The sequence below is a fragment of the Oceanobacillus luteolus genome (assembly GCF_042678205.1).
In the GTDB taxonomy this organism is placed as follows: domain Bacteria; phylum Bacillota; class Bacilli; order Bacillales; family Amphibacillaceae; genus Oceanobacillus; species Oceanobacillus luteolus.
Window position 1 is genome coordinate 171,198 of record NZ_JBHUDE010000005.1, and the last position, 21,331, is coordinate 192,528.

Genomic DNA, 21,331 nt, shown 5'->3' on the forward strand with positions numbered 1-21,331 from the left:
AATCTAGGCCGCCCGCAAATGGCGCGAGTAACCTTTACATTTGTAATCTAACTATCACAGTAAGCTTACGTTATTTAAGTGGATTCGTCAATCAAAAATCGCATATAAACATAGATGATACAAGACTTTATGTAAATTTCCTGACTGAATTAAAAAGTACTTGGCGAAATGCGATTTTTGTGTAATAGTAGATGAAGCTCAATAATTTTGAGTGGCGGGGGAAAGGGGGAATCATTATGGAAGAAAGAGAGATTTATTTCCTGTTTACAGATACGGGTACAAGTCTCGCCAAGCTCATTAACTTTTTCACCAAGCAGGAATTGAATCACGTATCCATATCCTTTACGAAGGATTTTCAAACCTTATACAGCTTTGGAAGAAAGCGTCCGAAAAATCCGTTTATCGGTGGATTTGTCCATGAAGATATTACGAGTGACTTTATGGCAAATGCTGACTGTGCTATATATTCTCAAGCGATCAGTGAGTGTGATTATAATAAAATGATGAAAAAAATACATGAGTTTGAAGCGAAACAGGATGATTATCGCTACAATTTCATCGGTCTATTTGGTGTACTGCTCCGTATTAAAATCGAGCGACGTGCTGCATTATTTTGTTCCCAATTCGTTGCGACCGTCATTCAAGAATCGGATCGGTTCACATTTGATAAACCGACATGTTTCATCACGCCACACGATATTCGAAATCTCCCGGATAACCGTTTAATATATAAGGGAAAACTGAAAGAATATCAAGTCGAAATGACTAAACCTGAGTCGACACGTCTTGTTTTAGGCGATCAGACAACACCAAAGCAATCATTTATTTATAACATATCCAATAAGTTTAAGCGTTTAGTCATTAAATAAAAAGAGCCTTTCTATGTGGAAAGGCTCTTTTTTCTATATTTATATAATTACATGTTGTAGTAGCTAAGAAATCCAACCTTAAGATTGGATTTTTTTCTTTAATATGATCGGCACATCTTATTGCTGATTCACTTGCTGTTAACTCTACGTTCAACTATTCGAAATATCTTTTAAAAATCCTCTTGACAAAAACCATGAACGCGAATATTCTGTATGTAACTATAAAAGTTGCGTAAGGTAAACAAAAGAGGAGGGAGCTAAGATGAGAGTGTTCAGGCAAAAGTTATGGCTAGTCACAGTTTTTGCGTTTGGCCTTTTGTTCGCTGGTTGTGATGGTGGGGAATTGGAATCTTCGGCATCAGAGGAATCGGATGAAAAAATCAAAGTATTGACGACAATCGCTCAGATCGGTGAGCCGTTATCAGTGATTGGTGGAGACCGGTTAGAAGTGGAGAGTTTGATGGGACCGTCGGTGGACCCACATCTTTATAATCCGACTCAGAGCGATATTGCAAAAGTAGACGATGCGGAGATTATTTTTTACAATGGCTTAAATTTGGAAGTGAATATGGTTCCAGTTTTTGATTCGATTGGAAAATCTAAGCCTGTTCTTGCAATTGGAGAAGCGATATCTCAAGAAAGAATTTTAAATGATGAGGATGGGGCAATTGACCCGCACATCTGGTTTGATATTGATCTCTGGGAAGCTGCATTGGATGCCGCCGTGGAGGAATTAAAAGCTTATTCTCCAGAGGATGCAGACTTTTTTGAAGAAAATAAGCTTGCGTATTTTAGTGAATTGGAGAAGTTGAGAGAAGAAGCAAATCAGTTATCTGATATTCCTGATAGTAAACGTATCCTTGTCACGGCTCATGATGCATTTGGCTATTTTGGCAATACACATGACATTGAAGTGATCGGTTTACAAGGGTTGAGCACAGAAGATGAGATTGGTATATCTGATATAAACGAGATAATTGCACTTATTAAGGAACACCGCGTTCCTGCAATTTTCATAGAGAGCAGCATCAATTCCAGTGCAATTGAAGCGGTAATTGAAGGAGCTCAAAGTGAAGGTGTTGAGGTAGAGCTTGGAGGAGAGCTGTATTCGGATGCGATGGGATCGCCTGGAACGGATGAGGGCACTTATATTGGGATGTACCGTCATAATATCCAAACAATATACGAAGCGTTGATGGGAGAGTGAGAAAAATGGGGGAAATAATATTACAAGTGGATAACCTTTCTGCTTCCTATCGGAAAACGACCGTATTAAATAATGTCAATTTTAAGATACGGAAGGGATCATTGACCGGAATTATCGGACCGAATGGAGCGGGTAAATCTACACTTTTGAAAACAATACTAAATTTACATCCGGCTTTGACTGGCTCAGTGAGATTTTTTAATCAACCTTTTCAACAAGCGAAGAAACGAATCGGCTACGTACCTCAGCGTGGCTCTGTAGATTGGGATTTTCCAACGGACGCACTAGATGTAGTGACAATGGGTTTATATGGAAAAATCGGCTGGCTCAAGCGGCCGAACCGCAAACATAAACAATTGGCTTATGAAGCACTGGAGAAAATGGGGATGGCGGATTATGCCAACAGACAGATCAGTCAGCTTTCAGGTGGTCAGCAGCAACGTGTATTCCTAGCGAGAGCCTTAGTGCAGGATGCTGACTTTTATTTTATGGATGAGCCGCTTGCCGGGGTGGATGCTGCAACAGAACGGGCGATTATGAATATACTCAAAGAATTGAAGGCAAATGGAAAAACGGTGATGGTCGTTCATCATGATTTACAAACGGTAGAAGATTATTTTGACCATGTACTTCTGCTTAACAAGACACTTCTTTGCCATGGTAGAACGGAAGAGATTTTTACAAAAGAGAATATCGCAAAAACCTATGGTGGAAATATGCGTTGGATGGGAGAGAACAGAGAGTATGCTGTCCATTCTGTGGAATAGTAACACGGGCTGGGTGCTTCTGAGTACGATGACGTTAGGTATAGCTGCTGGGGCAATCGGCTGTATGGCATATTGGGAGCGTCAAAACCTGATGAGTGATGTGCTTTCCCATGCTGCATTACCTGGAGTCGTTATTGCATTCTTACTGTTGGGTGAGAAAAATTTGTTTGTTCTTATTATTGGAGCGGCAATCAGCGCTCTTGTAGGAGCGTTTTTCATCCAATGGATCACGACCTCGAGTAGAATTTCAGAGGACTCTGCGATGGGGATGATCTTAGCGGTGTTTTATGGTATGGGAATTATGCTTTTAACGATTGCCAACCGTTCTGCGGGAGGTAACCAGAGTGGGCTTGATAGTTTTATTTTCGGGCAAGCAGCTGCAATGGTCCGCTCCGATGTGGTCACGATGCTGATCTTGGCTGTGCTTGTATTGTTGATCGTGTTTATTGGATTCAAAGAATGGAAAATCTACTTGTTTGACCAACAGTTTGCAAAGGGCCTCGGGTTATCCATTCAGAGTATGAGCACGTTATACACGGTTGTGCTCGTTACAACAATTGTTATTGGCATTCAAGCTGTTGGAGTCATATTAATGGCAGCTTTACTAATCATTCCGGCTGTCAGCGCCAGATATTGGACTCAATCTTTTCAAATGATGATTATGCTATCTGCGTTATTTGGTGGACTGTCGGGGGTTAGTGGAACCCTGATAAGCACCATGGGGAATGGATTACCTACAGGACCATTCATTGTAGTAGTTGGAGCGGGCTTTTTTATGGTATCTCTTATTTTCGGCAAAGAAAAAGGGCTGCTTATCAACTATATTCAATATAAATTCCAACAGAAAAAACAGATGGAAGTTTTAAAGCAGGAGGGTGGCCGATTATGAGTTATACATTCTGGATCTTATTGACCGCTTCGTTAGTTGGCTTATCCTGTGGGATTATCGGTGTTTTCCTTATTTTGCGAAAGACGGCGATGATGGCAGATGCAATCAGCCATACAGTTTTGTTGGGGATTGTATTAGCCTATATTGTGACAAAAGAAGTGAGTGGAATGGCGATGCTTATTGGTGGGATCTTAGCTGGAATTGCTACTGCATTTCTCGTGCAATCGCTGCATTCCCTGCAAGTACAACATGATGCAGCGATGGGAATTGTATTCACGACTCTATTTGCAATAGGGGTCATCTTAATTTCAACCTCTGTTGGAAATGCCCACCTTGACGTTCAACATGCTTTAATGGGGGAAATCACCTTTATTCCTTTCCATACAATCACTTTGCCGCTCATCGGGGACATACCTCAGGCGACGGCATTGTTGCTCTTCGTACTGGTGGTTGTCATTGTTTCCATAATTGCATTCTACAAAGAATGGAAATTAACTTCCTTCGATCCTGCTTTGGCAGCAAGTCTGGGGATTCCGGTACTGTTCATGCACTATCTGTTTATGGGGCTCGTTTCCGTGACGACTGTCGCTTCCTTTGATGCGGTTGGAGCAATTATGGTTGTTGCGATGCTTATTACTCCAGCTGCTTCTGCATATTTATGGACCGACAAGCTAATTATTATGATTATCTTGAGTGGTGGATTTGGAGTTGTATCTTCTATTGTTGGGTATTATGTAGCGGCCTGGATAGATACATCCATATCCGGTTCGATGGCATTTACCACCGGAGTCGTTTTTCTAATCAGTTTCATTTTTTCACCAAAGCATGGTTTAATTGCAAAACGTTTGAAGCCTGTTGGTCAAATGTAAAATAAAAGAAAGGTGATTGTCCCCAAAAGGGTGCAATCACCTTTTCATTAATATGGATCGGCATCGTGGCCTTTTTCAATCGCTTCATCTACAGCTTGGTCAGCCTCTTTGGCTCCAAGTGGATGCATTTCTTCAGCGGTTTCCTCTGACATCGAGGATGTCTTTTTGCTTGCTTCAAGTAAACCTTCCCGCAACCTGCGTCCGTATTCTTCATCCGCTTCCTCGGCTAAAGCAATCATTTTATCCTGGATCACTTTTTTACAAGTGGACAGGTCGTTTACCAAGTTCGAAATCAGCTCGTCTTTTTCCCATTGCTCGAATTCCCGATACGTTTGACCAGCTTGTTTCGTGTTGTCGTTTCGGTCGATTGATTCGCGGACAAGCTCGCCTTCAACATAAGGCTTATGGTCTTTACCAAGCTGCTCTGCTTCTTTAAGACCACCTAAATCTGAAGGTTCGTAGTTCACATGCAAGTTTTGTCCAGGGGCTTTATCATTTTCATAGCGCATTTGTCCGCCTTCCTGGTTCGTCGCAACCCGCTTTTTAGCCGCATTAATTGGAAGCTGCAAATGGTTTGCTCCAATCCGGTAACGCTGCGTGTCCGAATAGGAGAAGGTACGGCCTTGAAGCATTTTGTCATCGGAGAAATCCAATCCATCTACTAATACACCCGTTCCGAATGTGGCTTGTTCCACTTCATTAAAATAGTTTTCCGGATTTTTATTCAATACCATCTTTCCGACAGGAAGCCATGGGAACTGATCTTTTGGCCATAATTTCGTATCATCCAATGGGTCGAAATCCAGCTCTGGATGCGGGCCGTCCTCCATAATTTGAACAAATAGCTCCCATTCCGGGTAGTCTCCTCTTTCAATCGCTTCGTACAAGTCTTGTGTCGCATGGTTAAAGTTCTTCGCTTGAATCTCTTGTGCTTCTTTTGTCGTCAGATTCTTAATTCCTTGTTTCGGTTCCCAATGATATTTCACTAGAACGGCTTTACCCTCTGCGTTTACCCATTTGTATGTGTTAACCCCAGATCCTTGCATCATTCGATAGTTGGCCGGTATACCCCAAGGTGAATAGATGAAAGTCACCATATGGAAAGATTCCGGTGAATTGGCACAGAAATCAAAAAAGCGCTCACTATCTTGAATGTTTGTCACTGGGTCTGGACGGAAGGCATGGATCATATCCGGGAATTTCATCGCATCTCTAATAAAAAATATTTTAATATTGTTACCTACTAAATCCCAGTTTCCATCTTCTGTGTAAAATTTTACTGCGAAACCTCTCGGATCCCTTACTGTTTCTGGTGAATGAATTCCGTGCACTACGGTAGAGAAGCGGACAAAAACAGGAGTTTGTTTCCCTTTTCCTTGAAAAACTTTTGCACGGGTATACTTGGAAGCCGGTTCATCTCCAACCGTTCCATAGGTTTCAAAATAACCATGGGCACCTGCACCACGGGCATGTACAATCCTTTCTGGTATTTTCTCACGGTCGAAATGACTGATTTTTTCTATGAAATCATAGTTTTCAAGCATGGCAGGACCGCGGTTCCCAACGGTTCGGATGTTCTGATTATTAGTGACAGGATGTCCTTGGCGCGTCGTTAGCGTGTCTTCATTTTCTACATGTGTTTCATATTTTTCCTCAGAGTGCTCTTTACTCATGCATAATCCCTCTTTCTTGAAATATAAGTCTATAATTATCCTGTCCATATTGGATAACTACATACGTATAAAAGAAAGAAGTACCAATGTTGGAAAAGGCATGTGAATCAAATCCACATGCCTTGCATCATTCTATTATTTCCTATCCCTCTTCATAAACAGCGACAGCAGTAATCCTGTAACTGAAAAGATGAAAGCAACTAAAAATGCGTTTTTTACACCTTGTAAAAATTGCAATGAATCTGATGTTTCCATTCCTGATGCAGTCTTGCTTATAAATGAAATGATAAACGTCAATCCGAGCGAACCGCCGAATTGTCTGGCTGTATTGATGATAGCAGTTCCATGGGCAATGGCTGAATCAGGCAACCCATTAATCCCGGCTGTCATAATCGGCATATTGATGAAGGCGACACCGGCCATGGATATGGCAAACAGGACAGATGTAAACAGGAAAGAGCTGGACGTCTCTGCCCCAAAGTAATAACCGATCGTTGCAGCTGAAATAAGGATAAATCCAAGGATCGTCATGATTTTTCCGCCGTGTTTATCGTAGATCTTGCCGGCGAAGAAACTCATGATTGCCAAGGTTAATGCTCCTGGAGCGACAACCAAACCTGCGTAGACCGGGGATAGCTGCTGTGCATTTTGCACGAACATCGGTATGATCGTTTCGATGGATATCAATAAACTGAAGGCAATGATTGTGATAACCGTCGACAGAGCGAAGATTGGAACCTTGAGAACACGAAGATCCAAAATAGGTTGTCTTAAACGAAATTGCCTTAATGCAAATAGGACAATAGCGATTACTCCTACCGATATAGTCAGGATGCTGCTTGTGCGGCCAAAGTCTGACTCGGCCATGCTGAATCCAATAAGAACACCGCCGAAACCTATGCTGGAAAGAAGTATGGATAAGATATCAATTTCAGTTTCCCGCTTTTCCGTTACATTTTGCATGAATATATAAGTAAATACAAGGATGATTGCTGCTACCGGAAGTGTAAATAAAAAGATGGCACGCCATTCAAAATGTTGGATGATGATTCCTGAAATGGGCGGGCCGATTGCAGGAGCCACGTTGATCACGAGACCAGAAAGCCCCATTGCATAACCTCTCTTTTCCCGTGGATAAACAAGGAAGAGGACGGTTTGCATAAGCGGCATCATAATCCCTGAGCTCATTCCTTGGATGATTCTTCCTGCAAGCAATACTTCGAAGGAAGGCGCAAATAAACCTAATAATGTACCAATGAAAAACAAGAACATTCCACTCGTCATCAATGTTCTTGTCGTGAATTTATCCATTAAAAATGCTGTCATAGGAATAAGTATCGCAATCGCCAACATAAAGCTTGTTGTCAGCCATTGGACTTGACTTGCATTAATTTCAAATTCATCCATGATTTTAGGGAAAGCGGTAATCAGGAGAAATTGCATCAAAACTGAAAAGAATGAACTGGATAGCACGATTGCCACTAGCAGTCTTCTATGTGTTGTAGATAAAAATTCTCGGGTCATCGAATGCAGTTTCCTCCTTTATAACTAATGCGTACAACTAACACTAAGATATCAGAGCCCGAATGAATTGGAAACAGACAAGCATTATCTCCTGTTATCCACTTATCTTTCTTATAGAAAGTTAAAAAATCCCCACCCGGAATAGGGGAGGGGATTGGGTGCCATTTCATTTAGTTGTTCGCTGTAGCTGCACCTTCTACGTTTGGACGGTTGTCCTCTTTGATCATTGCGGCTGCGATCGTTCCGATAATCAGCAGGAATCCTGCAAAGTAGAAGCCCATGTTCAAGCTTCCAGTAACATCGGTTAGGAACCCAGTGATGTACGGAGCTAGGATGGAACCACACATACCGATAAAGTTATATACACCGAATGACGTACTGTAAGCATGTTTTGGAGCGTTGTCTGCCACTACTGCTACAAGTACAGGGTTTGTACTGATTTTACCAAAGATACCGTAACCGATTAATGATGCATAAAGTACCCACATGCTATCAAATGCAACAATTGAAATGATGGCGATAATGGATAATGGCATCATCACTAGCAATACCGGACGACGTTTACCCATACGGTCGGCAATCCAACTGAACAGAATTGAACCAGGAATAGCTGCCCAAGGTACAAGGGATGCAATAAATGCTACCGATCCGCTTGTAATACCACGTGCATGCTGTAGGTAATACGGCATCCAAGTTACGACTACGAAGAATGCATAGATTGCAGTGAAAATGACGATATAGGAAAGTACTAGGTTTCTGTTTTTGAATAGATCCCCAAGTTTAACTTTTTCACCACTATCAACTTCAGCCTGATGTTCCGCTTTCGTTTTACGTTTTTCTTTAATGACCCACATCATGAGTAACCCGATCAGGATGACGGGAATCGCGATAATGTAGAATGGAGCTCTCCAACTCATTCCGAGCTCACCGACCGTATAACTGGAAATAAAGTAACCAATCGAGATACCGAACGCCATCCCACTGTTGATAATCGCACTACCTACAGTGATGTGTTTAGGTGGAATCGATTCGGATGATAGCCCGTAAGAAGGACCATAGTAGAATCCTTGGAAAATACCAACCATTGCCCACATGGTGATGAACATGAAGAATGTTGGCATCATACCTGTAAGTGCTGCAAAAATACCGAAGAGAATAACGCCAGGAACGACGACACGTTTCTTACCGATTTTATCCCCAAGCATTCCTGCCGGTACGTTCATTGCTGCATAGCCTAGAAAGAAAATACTGCTGATAAGACCTAATGTAGAAGTGGAAAGACCAAATTCGGTTTGAATATTATCCATAACTGGATTCAATACGGATCGCGTCGCATAGATGGCAACCCAACCTAAAAAGAAGATCGTGACAATTTTAACCCAGTAAGGAATGAGTGTTTTTTTCTCATTTTGTTCTTTTACAGGAATCTCTGTAGCTGCTTTTGCCAATGTTGTTTCCTCCTTCATTATTATGAATAAAATAAATGATTACTTATCTTGTACTTTCATGATACGGCAGAGGACATTGCAATCGAATAAAATAAAGAGAGGAGACATTACAAAAACATTAAAAATTAGTTATTTGTGATAAATGAGTGGAGTTGATTTGGGGTTAGATTGTCCAATGTGGACAAATGCGATTAGAATGTTGGTTGGAATAGATAACAATGAAAAAACTCTGTTTATCCTTAGAGATAAACAGAGCTTTATTTTTATTTCTCCATCATATTTTGTAACGCATCATAAATCTCGGGCGCGACTTTATTCAACCGGACAGGTTTCCATTCTGGATTTACCCACATATGTTTTGTTGAACCTTTTGCCAACAGTTCGCCAAATGGCTCTGCAGTTGTCATTGTGTCCATCTGTTTATATTCTTCTTCCGTGATTTTCCGTGCTTCATAATGGAACTCCAGCCGAACAGGCGAGTATGTTGCTACTTTAGAGTAAATCACAACACAATCATCAAAATGGGCAGATTTTTTATAGTCCACTTCTGCATGGAGTACAGGAAGGAGAAGACCTTGTTCCTCCATTTTGTAATAATTCATTCCATAATGTCGCATCCATTCTGTCCGGCCGACTTCAAACCATGTGATGTAATTACCGTGGTGGACAACGCCCATACGATCGGTATCTTTATATTGGACTCGCATTTTATGTTGATGCCATACTTCGTTCATCGTTAACCCTCCGTTATTTCTTCGCAAGTAATTCTTCCGCTTTTTCTTTAAGGCGGAACTTCTGGACTTTTCCAGTACTCGTCATCGGCCAGTCTGATGCCTCGATGAACCAGACGTGTCGCGGTACTTTAAAGCGGGCAAGCTGTGAAGAGCACCAATCTACGATATCCTTACGTGAGAGATTCTCCCCATCTTTCAATTCAATAAATGCTGCACCGATTTCCGTCGTTAATTTATCTGGCACACCAATGACATTCACTTGATTCACTGCTGGATGCTTGGAAATAACGATTTCCACTTCCCGAGGAGAAACGAGCTCACCGGATACTTTATAAATTTCTTTACTTCTGCCAAGAATTTGTAAATACCCATTTTCATCGATTCTTCCTACATCCCCGGTGCGCAGCCAGCCATCTTTATCAATCGTTTTCGCTGTTTCTTCTGGTTTTTTGTAATAACCATGGGTAACTGTATTCCCGCGTACCGCCAATTCTCCAACTGCACCTGCAGGGAGGGTGGCGCCTGTATCCGGATCAACGGTTTTATATTGTACGGAGCTGCCATTAAACTCTGATAACCCACTTACTCCATTTAATTTCGGACGGCCGACTCTAGTGGAAATCCGCTCTAGGGAATCTCCAATCTCTGTCGTGACGCCAGAAGAAGCAACTTCTGTCTGTCCATATCCTGTGATGATCTCGGTCAACCCTAGGGTCTCCACAGCTTTTTCCCATACTGGTATCGGAGCAGGCGCAGCACCGCACCACATCGCGAATAAATGGGTTAAATCGAATTCCTTCACTTGTGGGTGATTCAATAATGGAACTAATGTAGTCGGTACACATAAATAATCATTTGCTTGATACTTTTCCATCAATTGTAAAGATAGAAGTGGAGATGCTCCAACTGCCGAGATGAACGAGCCGCCGACAAAGGACATAGCAAGGATCGCTTCAATAATGGCAAAGCAATGATAAAAAGGCAGAGGTGCGAAGGTAACTCGTCCGTCTTCAATCGCACGGCTTAAGCATGTCCCGTATGCAGAACGTAAAAGCATGTCGTGGGTCAGCATGACACCTTTTGGACTTCCAGTGGAACCGGAAGTGTACATAATGATCGCTACTTCATCCGGATAACGGGATTCATTTTGTCTCTCTGTCAATTCTTGATCTGAAACTGCATTGCCTTTTGTTAAAAAATCTTCCCAAGATAGAAACTGCTCGTCGATTGTACGGCTTTCATCTTTATTGATCGCAATGATTTTTTCAAGCTTATTATTAGCTTGGAAATTCGGATCAGCAAGGATATCCAATAACATATCTTGATGACCTTCATCCTTCTTCGTCTGTTGAAAAATCAAATACTGTGTATCAGATTGGGAAATGATATATTTCAGTTCATCCTTCTTCAGCATCGAATTAATCGGAATGAATACAGCACCAACGATGGAAGAGGCGATCATTAATGAAGGAAAGGTAGCGTCATTCCGCATTAAAATTGCAATATGATCGCGACGCTTTACCCCAAGCTCCATAAACGCTTTTGCGTACTGGACAGCATCTCTCCAAATATCTTCATATGTATATTCCTCATCATCCATATATAGATAAGGACGGTCTTTATACGCTTTACAAGCTTTTTGGAAATGAGCGGCAATCGTATCCCTAGGCCAGACAGGGAAACGCGCTTCTAGAGATTTTCTTCTTTCTTCCACACTTGGCAATATTGGAACTTTCTTCTTCGTCGTTGTCACTGAACTTCCCCCTTAATTAAAACTTTTTGAATGCAATTACCGCGTTATGGCCACCGAATCCAAACCCATTGGATAAAGCAATATCAATTTCCCCTTCGACTGCTTGATTAGCGACATAGTCCAAGTCACATTCTGGATCGGGATTTTCCAAATTGATCGTTGGTGGAAAAGTATTGGTTTCCAAGCTCTTTAACGTGATGATTGCTTCGATGCCTCCTGCGGCACCAAATAAATGACCTGTCATCGATTTTGATGAACTGACTTTAAGCTTATAGGCATGGTCCCCAAACACTTCTTTCACCGCTTTCGTCTCAGAAACATCACCAGTCGGTGTACTAGTCCCATGGGCATTGATATAATCGACATCTTCAGGATCTATTCCCGCTCGTTCGATCGCAAGCTTCATCGCCCGGGATGCTCCTTGATAGTCAGGGGCTGTAATATGGTAGGCATCGGTTGTGCTGCCGTACCCAATAATTTCTCCAAGGATGGGAGCCCCGCGATTTACTGCATGCTCGTATTCTTCTAAAAATAGTACCCCGGCACCTTCAGACATGACAAAGCCGTCACGGTCAGCATCAAATGGACGCGATGCTTGTTCTGGTGTTTCATTCGCTGTAGACATCGCCCGCATTTTGGAAAAACCAGCAAAATACAGTGGATTGATTGTCGCTTCTGCACCGCCAGTCAAAATTGCATCACTATAGCCGTGTGCAATTTGATGATAAGCCTCTCCGATGGAGTGGTTGCTCGTCGCACAGGCAGAAACGGTTGAAAAACTTGGGCCCCGGAAGCCTGTCTTAATCGCTAATAAGCCAGCAAGCATATTATGGATGGACATCGGAATGAAGAACGGAGACACCCGTTTTGGTCCTTTTTCCAGCAAGACTTTATGATTCTCCATTATCGTATCCATCCCGCCAGCCCCGGAACTGATATAGATTCCGACTCGGTCTTTATTAATTTTATCCAAGTCTACCCGAGCCTGCTCCAATGCCTGCATTGCGGCGACTACTCCAAACTGGGTAAAGCGGTCATATCGCTTCAACTCTTTGCTATCGATATATTTTTCAGCTGGAAAATCCTCAACTGTTCCAGCGATCTTTGTGCTTAAGTCCTTGAATTCCTCTGACGTAACTGGCTTGATTCCGGATACCCCATTAGTTATGTTGTTCCATAAGGTTTCCACATCATTTCCTAAGGAAGACACCACGCCAGTACCTGTTACAACAACTCTTCTTTTCATTCTAAATCCCTCCTTTGTAAATGCTTTCCATTAAAAACATAGTACCATAACTGACTGCTTTCGATGTAAAAAATAGACCGCTGGCAGATACCAGTGGTCTATAACTTTAAGCAATTGCCTTTAACATATATCCAAGTCCAGGATACGTAATGATGTAATCTTGCTTTTCCGCTAATTGGTCTTTCAGCTTCTTTCTAATTCGCGCAATAGCAACCCGTAAATATTCTACATCATCCACATATTGCGCTCCCCATACTTTAGTAAGGATAGTTTCGTGCTGAACCACTTTGTCGATATTTAATGCAAGAATCTCTATTATGGCAAATTCAGTTTGGGTGAGTTTGATTTCCTTATCGTCGATCCAACAGCGTTTACTGCCGATATCGAGCTTCAATTCTCCTGTTTGAACGGTGGAAGTTCCAGCTTCTGATACAATAGGCACTTGGGGACTTGTCCTTCTAAGTACCGCATTTACCCGGGCGAAAAGTTCATCGAGTGAGAACGGCTTTGTTAAATAATCATCGGCTCCCAAGTTTAATCCTCGGACTTTATCTTGGGGATTACCTCTTGCTGTCAGCATGATGATCGGTACATTGGAAAATTTCCTCACTTCTTCTAAAACGAAAAATCCATCCATTTCCGGCATCATAATATCGAGTAAGATTAAATCGGGACTGTGGAGGTCGAATTCTTCAAGTAATTCTTTTCCTGAGCTTGCTGTGACTACTTCATAGCCAACGGATTTTAAATTGGCAGCCACAAAACGTAATATTTTTGCTTCATCATCAACGACGCAGATTTTTTGTTTCATTTGTTGACCTCCTTACCTACATGTGGAAAATAAAGTGTGAATGTACTGCCCGTATCGACAGAACTCTCTACGTTGATTTTTCCTTGATGTGCTTCCATTACCCCTTGGACAATGGCTAAACCGAGACCGGTGCCACCTGAACGTCTCGTCGCAGTAACATCAACTTGGTAAAAACGATTGAAAATGCGTTCGATATGTTTTTCATCAATCCCTATCCCGTTGTCTGAAACGGAAATGATGATATATTCCTCATTCTTCCTTAGTATGATTTCAACTTCTTTATGTACTGCGTCATTATAACGCAGTGCATTGGTGAATAAATTAAGCAGCACTTGTTGGACTCTTTCTTTATCTGCATAAAATACGGCTTTTCCTTCCACTTCATTATGAAACTGGAACGTAGCATCTTCCTGTAGAACGGGCGGAATACGGTCGATTGATTCTTGTATTACTTTATCCGCATGGATTTGTCGGGGTTCGATGTACATCGTGCCTGACTCAATCTTGGAAATATCCATCCAATCATTTACGAGCTGCTGGATCCGTTCAATATCCTCGAGCACCCCTTCTAGAAGCTCCTGTTTAAACTCCGGTTCCCAATCGACATCATTCCGTAACAATGTCTCCACGCTGCCTTTGATGGTTGTGATTGGAGTTTTGAATTCATGGGAAGTAAGTGAGATGAGATTATCCTTCAACGTATCAATCTCTACTTCCTTTGTAATATCTTGAATCAACAGGCCAAAACCAATTTGTTCTTCCTCAGACGTCACGGAAAAACGGTGAAGTAAATAAAATTGATCCTTCCCAGATTCCAGTTTATTTTTAAGCTTGAGTTCTCCGCCTTCATTAAAGAAGCTATCCAGTTCTTCCTGGGTTACATCAAAAGAAGTGAGCAGCCGTTCTGAAACATCTTCCAATGTTTGAAGGGGAGGGAGGGCTTCGTTTTCAATGACCTTGAGGAAAAATTCATTTACATAACGGATTTGCTTTTTATTATCCAATAGCATAATTCCTTCAAACATACTTTCGAGAACTGCTGATAATTCAGCGTGTTTGAATCGAAGCTCTTTATTTTTATTTTCCAAGTTGATTGTTCTTTCCCTCACGCGTTCTTCCAATTCGGTATTCAGCTTCATTAGTTTTTCCCGGTTGTAATCAATTTCTTCCATCATCCCATTAAAATGGATGAGTACTTCATTCATTTCTGACGGGCCGGAAATTTGTGCGGCCAATTGGAAGGGTTCATTCTTTTTATAGCTGGCGGTGTAGCTATGAATATAGTGAAGCAGTTTATGTATGGCGCTTTCCAGACGGTTTGTCAATAGCAGGCTCGTGATGATTACGATTGCACCAGTCAATAATGCAACGAGAATGACCGCGAATATGGAATCTAAAAATTCACCAATAATCGCTATGACAGGGCTGGAAATCCAAACGGTCCAACCCAGTGATTCAATTTTTCCGTAGGTGATAAATTTTCGCTCGTCACCATCTTTAATCGTAAAGCTTCCGGATGTTTGATTGCCTTCAATATGGTTTACAATTTCATTATTTGATAGATTGACCAGTTCTCTAGCGGTATCGATATCGGGATGGACAATTGCGTTATTTTCCCGATCAAGCACAATTGTTTTGCTCGTGTCATCATTGATCCGATTGCTTGTATAACTGTCCAACTCGTTCAAGTCAAGGGCCCCGAGAAGATAACCTTGCATGTTTCCTTGGTCATCGAATATAGGGGAGACGATGGCAACAAGAAGCAGGTCCGTCCCGCCCCTTCCATGAAAGGCCGGAGAAATCACACTAGTTTGTTTATTAATCAATTCCTGATAATAACGACGATCACTGAAATTATAATTTTCTTCAATGACTCCATCTGTCAGCACTTCGGGGTAGAAAAGCATTGCTTGTCCTTCAGGGTCCCCGATATATAAATTAACAAAGCCGGGGTAGTGTGCTTTGATTTCGCTTAAGTCTTGCTGAATCGAAGCGAAATCCCCTTCAGAGACGTCATCAGAAATTTGATAGGACATCGTTTCAATGATACGGGCATGAGTGTCGACATAATTATCGATATAATCTTCCATGAATGTCGTAAGTGCGATTTGATTGCTCTGTTTTTCATTCACTAGGGAATAGAGCTGATAAATTTGAAAGCTTCCGAGAATGATGATGGAGGTGATTCCAATGATAAGGAATGATAGGATAAGCTCTCTTTTAAAAGATTTATTTTTCTTCATGTCTTCTCCTTGATGTAATATGTATATTGAAAAAGATGATTCCTGACTTCAGCAGAAATCATCTTTTTGGGGTAGGAATCATATTCCACGTTTCAATACCCAATGTTTCATAAGGTACGCGAATTCGGAATGCTAAATTATTCGCCTCCAAATCAATGGTTTCAACAGCAAGCTCGAAGTTACTTCGTATATCCATATCGGTGATGGCGATATAAATTTCTTCATCATCCGGATTGACCGTCACCCATTCGGGCATCGGCAAGTATCTTTCCAGATATTCCATGATTCTTTTATTCGGCAGCTGCAATAATCCTAATGATATCGACCGCTGTTTTAGAATAATATCTCCATTTTCCACAACAAATGGTTCGAAATGCATCGATAGTGGAACCGTTGTGGAAAAAACAGGAAGTTCCCCAATGAGATGAACATCTTCCTCCAGTTCAATCCGGTATTTATGTTCCGTGTTCACCGTTAAATGTTCAATATAAGCATTGATTAAGTTGTTTAAGTTTTCCTTTGACGTCCGTACGATAAATTCCGAACTTTCTTTTTCTATATCTACCGAGCGATGTGGGAGTTCGACTTCCTCCGCTGGCCAAAAAATAAAGCTGACAACTAGTAAGAAAATAGCTATATTGATCGCCAAAATAAAGAAGAAGCCGTTTTTCCAATTTATTTTATCTCTATGTTTATTCAATCTAGACATAATTGTCATCCTTCTTCTTCTTCTTTAGAAATGTATTCCAGCACACGTTCAGCCATCAAGTAATACCCGGCATAATTCGGGTGGAAATTATCATCTGCAAAAATCGGATTTTCGTTGTCGGCAAACAAATCGTCAATCGGGATGAACGTGACATTTTCCATTTCCATCGTTAAGTCGCTGCCTGTTGTATTCCAAGCATTGACAATTTGATTCAATTCCTCAATGTCTTGGAAGTATTTTTCGAAAGGGTTATAGATTCCAAGCAGGTAGATTTCGGCATTCTCGTTGATGCTCTGTATCTTTTCTAAAATTTGTTTGAGCCTTTCCTCGTAGCGGGCCTGTTCATCAATAAACACATCAATCTCTAAATTTGTAAAGTGTTCTCTGGTGACTTTCAAAATATCGTTTGCACCGATTGTAATGAGTACAAGATCAGCATCTTCCAATTCTTCCATAATTTCAGGCTGGTCCAATCTTCTTAAAAGCTGATCCGAGCGGTTTCCAGGCAGACCGAGGTTTTCAAAAGTGGCCACATGTCTGTTCTGGTTGAGAGTACGCTCCAAGATGCCGACATACCCGCCGCCTTCTGTCGCATCGCCGACTCCTCGAGTAAGCGAATCTCCAATTGCTACGATTTTCACTTCACGCTGGAAAATACGATCCAACGTTTCTTGAAAGACAGTAGATACCCGTTCTGTTAAACTATTTTCTTGTTGGACATCTTCTTCTGTTTCTTCTTCCTCAGGTTGTATCTCTTCCATAACTTGTTCCTCATCTTCTTGAGGAATCAAAGGCTGTTTGAGTACCGCTTTCTGATTATCTATATAATAAATTATTCCAATAGCAATAAGAATGGTTATCAAAAACATAAATAATAATTTTTTCAATGTCATCACACCTAAATTCTGTCTAATACTAGTATAACTTGTTTTGTCCTCAACTACTATTTCTTATTTACCCTATTATTTTGAACGTAAAAAGTAAATGTTAAACTTATAAACATGGAATGTGGGTTGGTGAATAGGGGAATGGGAGAATTTCAGTCAGAAAACATTTAATGACTTCCTGGATTGCTTAAAATTTGGAAGGTGCTGTGTGTTTCTTTTCCTGAATCGCTAGAATTAAATCTGACAGGGGAAGATAAGCAGTATTTCTTTTCCCGAAACACTTGGATTCGACCTGTTATGGGAAGGTGTGCTGTGTTTCTTTTCCCAAAGCATCTGAATTCATTCTGATACGGGAAAATATCCCGCAATCTTTTTAAACAATCCTATTTAGGGAGTATAGTAGATATTATTTAAGTCTGATGAGGTAAGGCACCTGATCCGAAACTTTGTATCATTAGCTTATTCAGGGACAACCATTGCCTATGCAGAAAAATCTCATCATGAAAATTTATTGGAACAAAAAAGAACCAAGTGCACATAGCACTCGGTTCCTCGTTACTTCTCAATTATAGTTTTACTGTTTCCTTCACTAACTTACTGCCACGAACTCGATCTAATTCATCGGCAATAGATTTGTCTTGAATGACTTGGATTCCAGCGGCTTTTACATTTTCTACAGCTGCATCAGCCACTTTATTTTCAACCCATAGTACTTTTCCTTGTTTGTTAATTAGCTGTTCAATTGTTTCTTTCGGAAGTTCTTGAGCATTCACTACTAATGCATCAAGGACATCAACGTCATCTTCAATAGAAACGACTTGGAATCCGTAGTTTGCAAGTTTTTTCTTCGTCGCTTCTTCTACTCCTGACACAGCAACTGTTTTTTGTCTTAATTCCTCAGAGCGGTCAAATGGAGAGTGAAGCAACCATTTCACGACGTCTTCTTCAGTAGTCTTGATTTGTGGTTCTTCTCCAGTAGCTATTGCAATTGCTTTGTCCAGTTCAACTAAGATATCTTTTGGTGATTCGAGACCAATTGATAGACGGATTAGTTCAACCGGTGTACCGTTCTTCTTCAAATCTTCATCCGATAGCTGTTGTTGTGTAGTAGAAGCTGGGTGAATGATGAGAGATTTTGAATCTCCAACGTTAGCTACATGTGACCATAGTTTAATATTATCAATTACTTTACGGCCAGCTTCACGTCCACCTTTGATGCCGAATGTCACAACTGAACCACCGCCACGGATCAAGTATTTTTTCGCTAGGTTGTATGAAGGATGCCCTTCTAGACCTGGGTAGTTTACCCATTCTACTGCAGGGTGGTTATTCAAGTAAGAAACAACTTCCTTCGTATTCTCGATATGACGATCAATACGTACTTGTAACGTTTGTAGACCAAGGAAGAAATTATGCGCGCTTTGTGCACTTAATGTGAAACCAATATCCCGTAAAAGGGTAACACGTAATTTTAATGCATAAGCTACAGCGCCAAGATCTGCATAGCGTACACCTTTATAGCTTTCGTCTGGTGTTGTAAATTCAGGGAATTTTGGACTATCCCAGTTAAAACGACCACCATCAACAACGACGCCACCAACATTTGTACCGTGTCCACTGATCCACTTTGTGGCAGAGTGGACAACGATGTCAGCACCCCAGCTGATTGGTTTTGCGTTAAATGGTGTAGCGAATGTGTTATCAATGATCAAAGGAATTCCGTTCTCATGAGCGATTTCAGCAACTGCTTCAATATCGAATACGTTAAGGCTTGGGTTCGTAATCGTCTCACCGAAAAGTGCTTTCGTTTTATCTGTAATTGCTGCGCGGAAGTTTTCTGGGTCCGAACCGTCAACTAGTTTTACCGTAACTCCATATTTTGGAAGCGTGTTGACGAAAAGATTGTACGTACCACCGTATAGGTTCGCGTCCGCAACAATTTCATCACCAGCAGTAGCGACGTTAAGGATTGCGAAAGTAATGGCAGCCATTCCTGAAGAAGTTGCTACAGCTGCGACCCCATCCTCAAGCTCAGCGATACGCTTTTCAAAAGCGTCAACTGTTGGGTTCATAATTCTAGAGTAGATGTTTCCTGTCTCTGCTAAACCGAATAAATTTTGCGCATGCTCCGTATCACGGAAAACATAAGCGGTAGTCTCATAGATTGGAAGTGCTCGAGCACCTGTTGTTGGATCAGGCTCCTGACCTGCGTGTAATCCTAGTGTTTCTGAATCGAAAAAATTGAATTCTGACATTGTAAATTCCTCCTTGTTATTTGGCAAGATATGTTTTCTTGTCTAGCTACCTTCTGCGAAAGCACCTGCTTGGATTGCTTTCAAGAAAGGTGTTTCCGTTTTTTATCTGGCAAGGGAGGGGAATTAAAAAAGCCCCCTTCCTAAGAAGAGGGCGTATAGTTTTCTATACCATTCCTCCTCTTATCTTCCAGATCTGGTCGATCTGTAGGATTTAGCACCATTAAAAGTAAGTCGTGCTTACTTCAAGGTTGCCGGGCTTCATCGGGCCTAGTCCCTCCGCCGCTCTTGATAAGAGATTAATTGTTTAAGATTTTCAAATTGACACTGTTGCTGTATTTGAAAATCTTTTATAAATTTACTGATGATTATAACGCTTTACTTTGACCAATGTCAACCCTTTTAATATTTATTAAAAATAATTAATGTTTTCTACGCATTTGCTCGATGTTTAGCGGGGTGGTGGTAAACCGAGTTCAAATATAGTATTAATGCCGACCAAATAAATAAGAATGCGATAAAATTATCTGTTGAAAAAGGTTCATGATAAACGAATACCCCTAAGAAAAACATAATCGTCGGTGCGATGAACTGTAAAATACCTACCATCGATAAAGGAATCGTCTTTGCCCCCTTGGCAAATAATAAAAGTGGGATGGCCGTGATGATTCCAGCGCCGAATAACAAGAGATTTGTCGATGAGAAGACAGGTGAAAAAGTAAAACTGTTTGATGGTAAAAGATACAGATAACCAAGTGCAATAGGTGTAATAATCATCGTTTCAATCGTAAGTCCATGCGTTGCGCTTATATTGATTTTCTTTTTAAGCAATCCGTATATTGCAAATGTCAATGCAAAAACAAGTGAAATCCAAGGAAAAACTCCGCCGCGGATAGTCAGGTAAAGAACACCAACAATAGCAAGCAAGAATGCGATCGTCTGCTTTCCAGTTACCTTTTCCCGCAGTACGACGATGCCTAGGAAAATACTCATCAACGGATTAATGTAATAACCGAGACTTGCCTGAAGTACATAATCATTGCCTACTGCCCAAATAAATAAAAACCAATTCGTTGAAATGAGGAGAGAAGCAGTTGTAATCCCTAATAAATCTTTTGGATTTTTAAATAATTTACCGCATTCCTTCAGGAAGGAGCGGAACTGTTTAATGACTAGTAATAAAAAAATCATGAAAACGAAAGACCATACAATCCGATGTGCCAATACCTCCATCGGATTTACATTTCCAAGGAACTTCCAATACATCGTCAAAAATCCCCAAAGTAAATAAGCACTGAAAGCATACAAAGTGCCCAATCTCATTTCCTTCGTTTCCAAACTCCATCAAACCCTTCTTTGTCTATATATTAAAATAATAGTAGAATTAATTTTTTAAAAAGGCAAATGATTGAGAATCGATTTTATTGGAATCTAACAATCTATACCCATT

The 21,331-nt window shown here is 41.0% G+C and carries 17 protein-coding genes and 1 riboswitch; of the genes, 5 read left to right on the plus strand and 12 right to left on the minus strand.

Annotated elements, in window-relative coordinates; translation table 11 throughout:
• The first annotated feature begins 236 nt into the window (after positions 1-236).
• The 5 genes from ACFSBH_RS01335 to ACFSBH_RS01355 all read left to right on the plus strand — a co-directional run bounded on the left by ACFSBH_RS01335 (position 237) and on the right by ACFSBH_RS01355 (position 4,601).
• The gene (locus ACFSBH_RS01335; RefSeq protein WP_251517144.1) at positions 237-869 is read left to right on the plus strand and encodes a hypothetical protein; all 633 of its coding nucleotides are present in this window, start codon (positions 237-239) and stop codon (positions 867-869) included.
• A 262-nt stretch (positions 870-1,131) separates the two neighbouring features.
• Positions 1,132-2,076: a metal ABC transporter solute-binding protein, Zn/Mn family gene (locus tag ACFSBH_RS01340; RefSeq protein ID WP_251517147.1), complete on the plus strand. Its 945-nt coding sequence runs from the start codon at positions 1,132-1,134 to the stop codon at positions 2,074-2,076.
• 5 nt (positions 2,077-2,081) lie between these two features.
• Complete coding sequence (locus ACFSBH_RS01345; protein WP_251517149.1) at positions 2,082-2,843, plus strand: metal ABC transporter ATP-binding protein; 762 nt, start codon at positions 2,082-2,084, stop codon at positions 2,841-2,843.
• A complete protein-coding gene (locus tag ACFSBH_RS01350) occupies positions 2,821-3,732 on the plus strand; it encodes a metal ABC transporter permease (RefSeq protein ID WP_379595665.1) in 912 nt (303 codons plus the stop codon). The genes ACFSBH_RS01345 and ACFSBH_RS01350 overlap by 23 nt, the downstream gene beginning before the upstream one ends.
• On the plus strand, positions 3,729-4,601 hold the full coding sequence (locus ACFSBH_RS01355) for a metal ABC transporter permease (RefSeq protein WP_251517153.1): 873 nt from the start codon (positions 3,729-3,731) through the stop codon (positions 4,599-4,601). Before ACFSBH_RS01350 ends, ACFSBH_RS01355 begins: the two co-directional genes overlap by 4 nt.
• A gap of 47 nt (positions 4,602-4,648) precedes the next feature.
• Here ACFSBH_RS01355 and ACFSBH_RS01360 read toward each other — a convergent pair whose 3' ends face one another.
• The 12 genes from ACFSBH_RS01360 to rarD all read right to left on the minus strand — a co-directional run bounded on the left by ACFSBH_RS01360 (position 4,649) and on the right by rarD (position 21,204).
• Positions 4,649-6,274 carry a catalase gene (locus tag ACFSBH_RS01360; protein WP_379595667.1) on the minus strand — a complete coding sequence of 542 codons (1,626 nt, stop codon included), beginning with the start codon at positions 6,272-6,274 and terminating at the stop codon, positions 4,649-4,651.
• Between the two features lie 135 nt (positions 6,275-6,409).
• Positions 6,410-7,798, minus strand: a complete 1,389-nt coding sequence (locus ACFSBH_RS01365; protein WP_379595669.1) for a DHA2 family efflux MFS transporter permease subunit — start codon at positions 7,796-7,798, stop codon at positions 6,410-6,412.
• 170 nt (positions 7,799-7,968) lie between these two features.
• Positions 7,969-9,246: an MFS transporter gene (locus tag ACFSBH_RS01370; RefSeq protein WP_379595671.1), complete on the minus strand. Its 1,278-nt coding sequence runs from the start codon at positions 9,244-9,246 to the stop codon at positions 7,969-7,971.
• 263 nt (positions 9,247-9,509) lie between these two features.
• Positions 9,510-9,980 (minus strand): acyl-CoA thioesterase, encoded by a 471-nt coding sequence (locus ACFSBH_RS01375; protein WP_379595673.1) that lies wholly within the window; start codon positions 9,978-9,980, stop codon positions 9,510-9,512.
• Between the two features lie 13 nt (positions 9,981-9,993).
• The gene (locus ACFSBH_RS01380) at positions 9,994-11,733 is read right to left on the minus strand and encodes a class I adenylate-forming enzyme family protein (protein ID WP_379595675.1); all 1,740 of its coding nucleotides are present in this window, start codon (positions 11,731-11,733) and stop codon (positions 9,994-9,996) included.
• Positions 11,734-11,749: 16 nt separating this feature from the next.
• Positions 11,750-12,979 carry a beta-ketoacyl-ACP synthase II gene (gene fabF, locus ACFSBH_RS01385; protein ID WP_379595677.1) on the minus strand — a complete coding sequence of 410 codons (1,230 nt, stop codon included), beginning with the start codon at positions 12,977-12,979 and terminating at the stop codon, positions 11,750-11,752.
• A 106-nt stretch (positions 12,980-13,085) separates the two neighbouring features.
• Positions 13,086-13,790, minus strand: a complete 705-nt coding sequence (locus ACFSBH_RS01390) for a response regulator transcription factor (RefSeq protein WP_251516155.1) — start codon at positions 13,788-13,790, stop codon at positions 13,086-13,088.
• Positions 13,787-16,033 carry a sensor histidine kinase gene (locus ACFSBH_RS01395; protein WP_379595679.1) on the minus strand — a complete coding sequence of 749 codons (2,247 nt, stop codon included), beginning with the start codon at positions 16,031-16,033 and terminating at the stop codon, positions 13,787-13,789. Before ACFSBH_RS01395 ends, ACFSBH_RS01390 begins: the two co-directional genes overlap by 4 nt.
• A 58-nt stretch (positions 16,034-16,091) precedes the next feature.
• On the minus strand, positions 16,092-16,742 hold the full coding sequence (locus ACFSBH_RS01400) for a YpmS family protein (RefSeq protein ID WP_251516158.1): 651 nt from the start codon (positions 16,740-16,742) through the stop codon (positions 16,092-16,094).
• Between the two features lie 5 nt (positions 16,743-16,747).
• Positions 16,748-17,629 carry an SGNH/GDSL hydrolase family protein gene (locus ACFSBH_RS01405; RefSeq protein ID WP_251516160.1) on the minus strand — a complete coding sequence of 294 codons (882 nt, stop codon included), beginning with the start codon at positions 17,627-17,629 and terminating at the stop codon, positions 16,748-16,750.
• Between the two features lie 566 nt (positions 17,630-18,195).
• Entirely contained in the window at positions 18,196-19,884 is a 1,689-nt protein-coding gene (locus tag ACFSBH_RS01410) for a PLP-dependent aspartate aminotransferase family protein (RefSeq protein ID WP_251516161.1), read from the minus strand.
• A gap of 177 nt (positions 19,885-20,061) precedes the next feature.
• A riboswitch (SAM riboswitch) is annotated at positions 20,062-20,179 on the minus strand.
• Positions 20,180-20,313: 134 nt separating this feature from the next.
• Positions 20,314-21,204: an EamA family transporter RarD gene (gene rarD / locus ACFSBH_RS01415; RefSeq protein WP_285853842.1), complete on the minus strand. Its 891-nt coding sequence runs from the start codon at positions 21,202-21,204 to the stop codon at positions 20,314-20,316.
• Positions 21,205-21,331 lie beyond the last annotated feature (127 nt).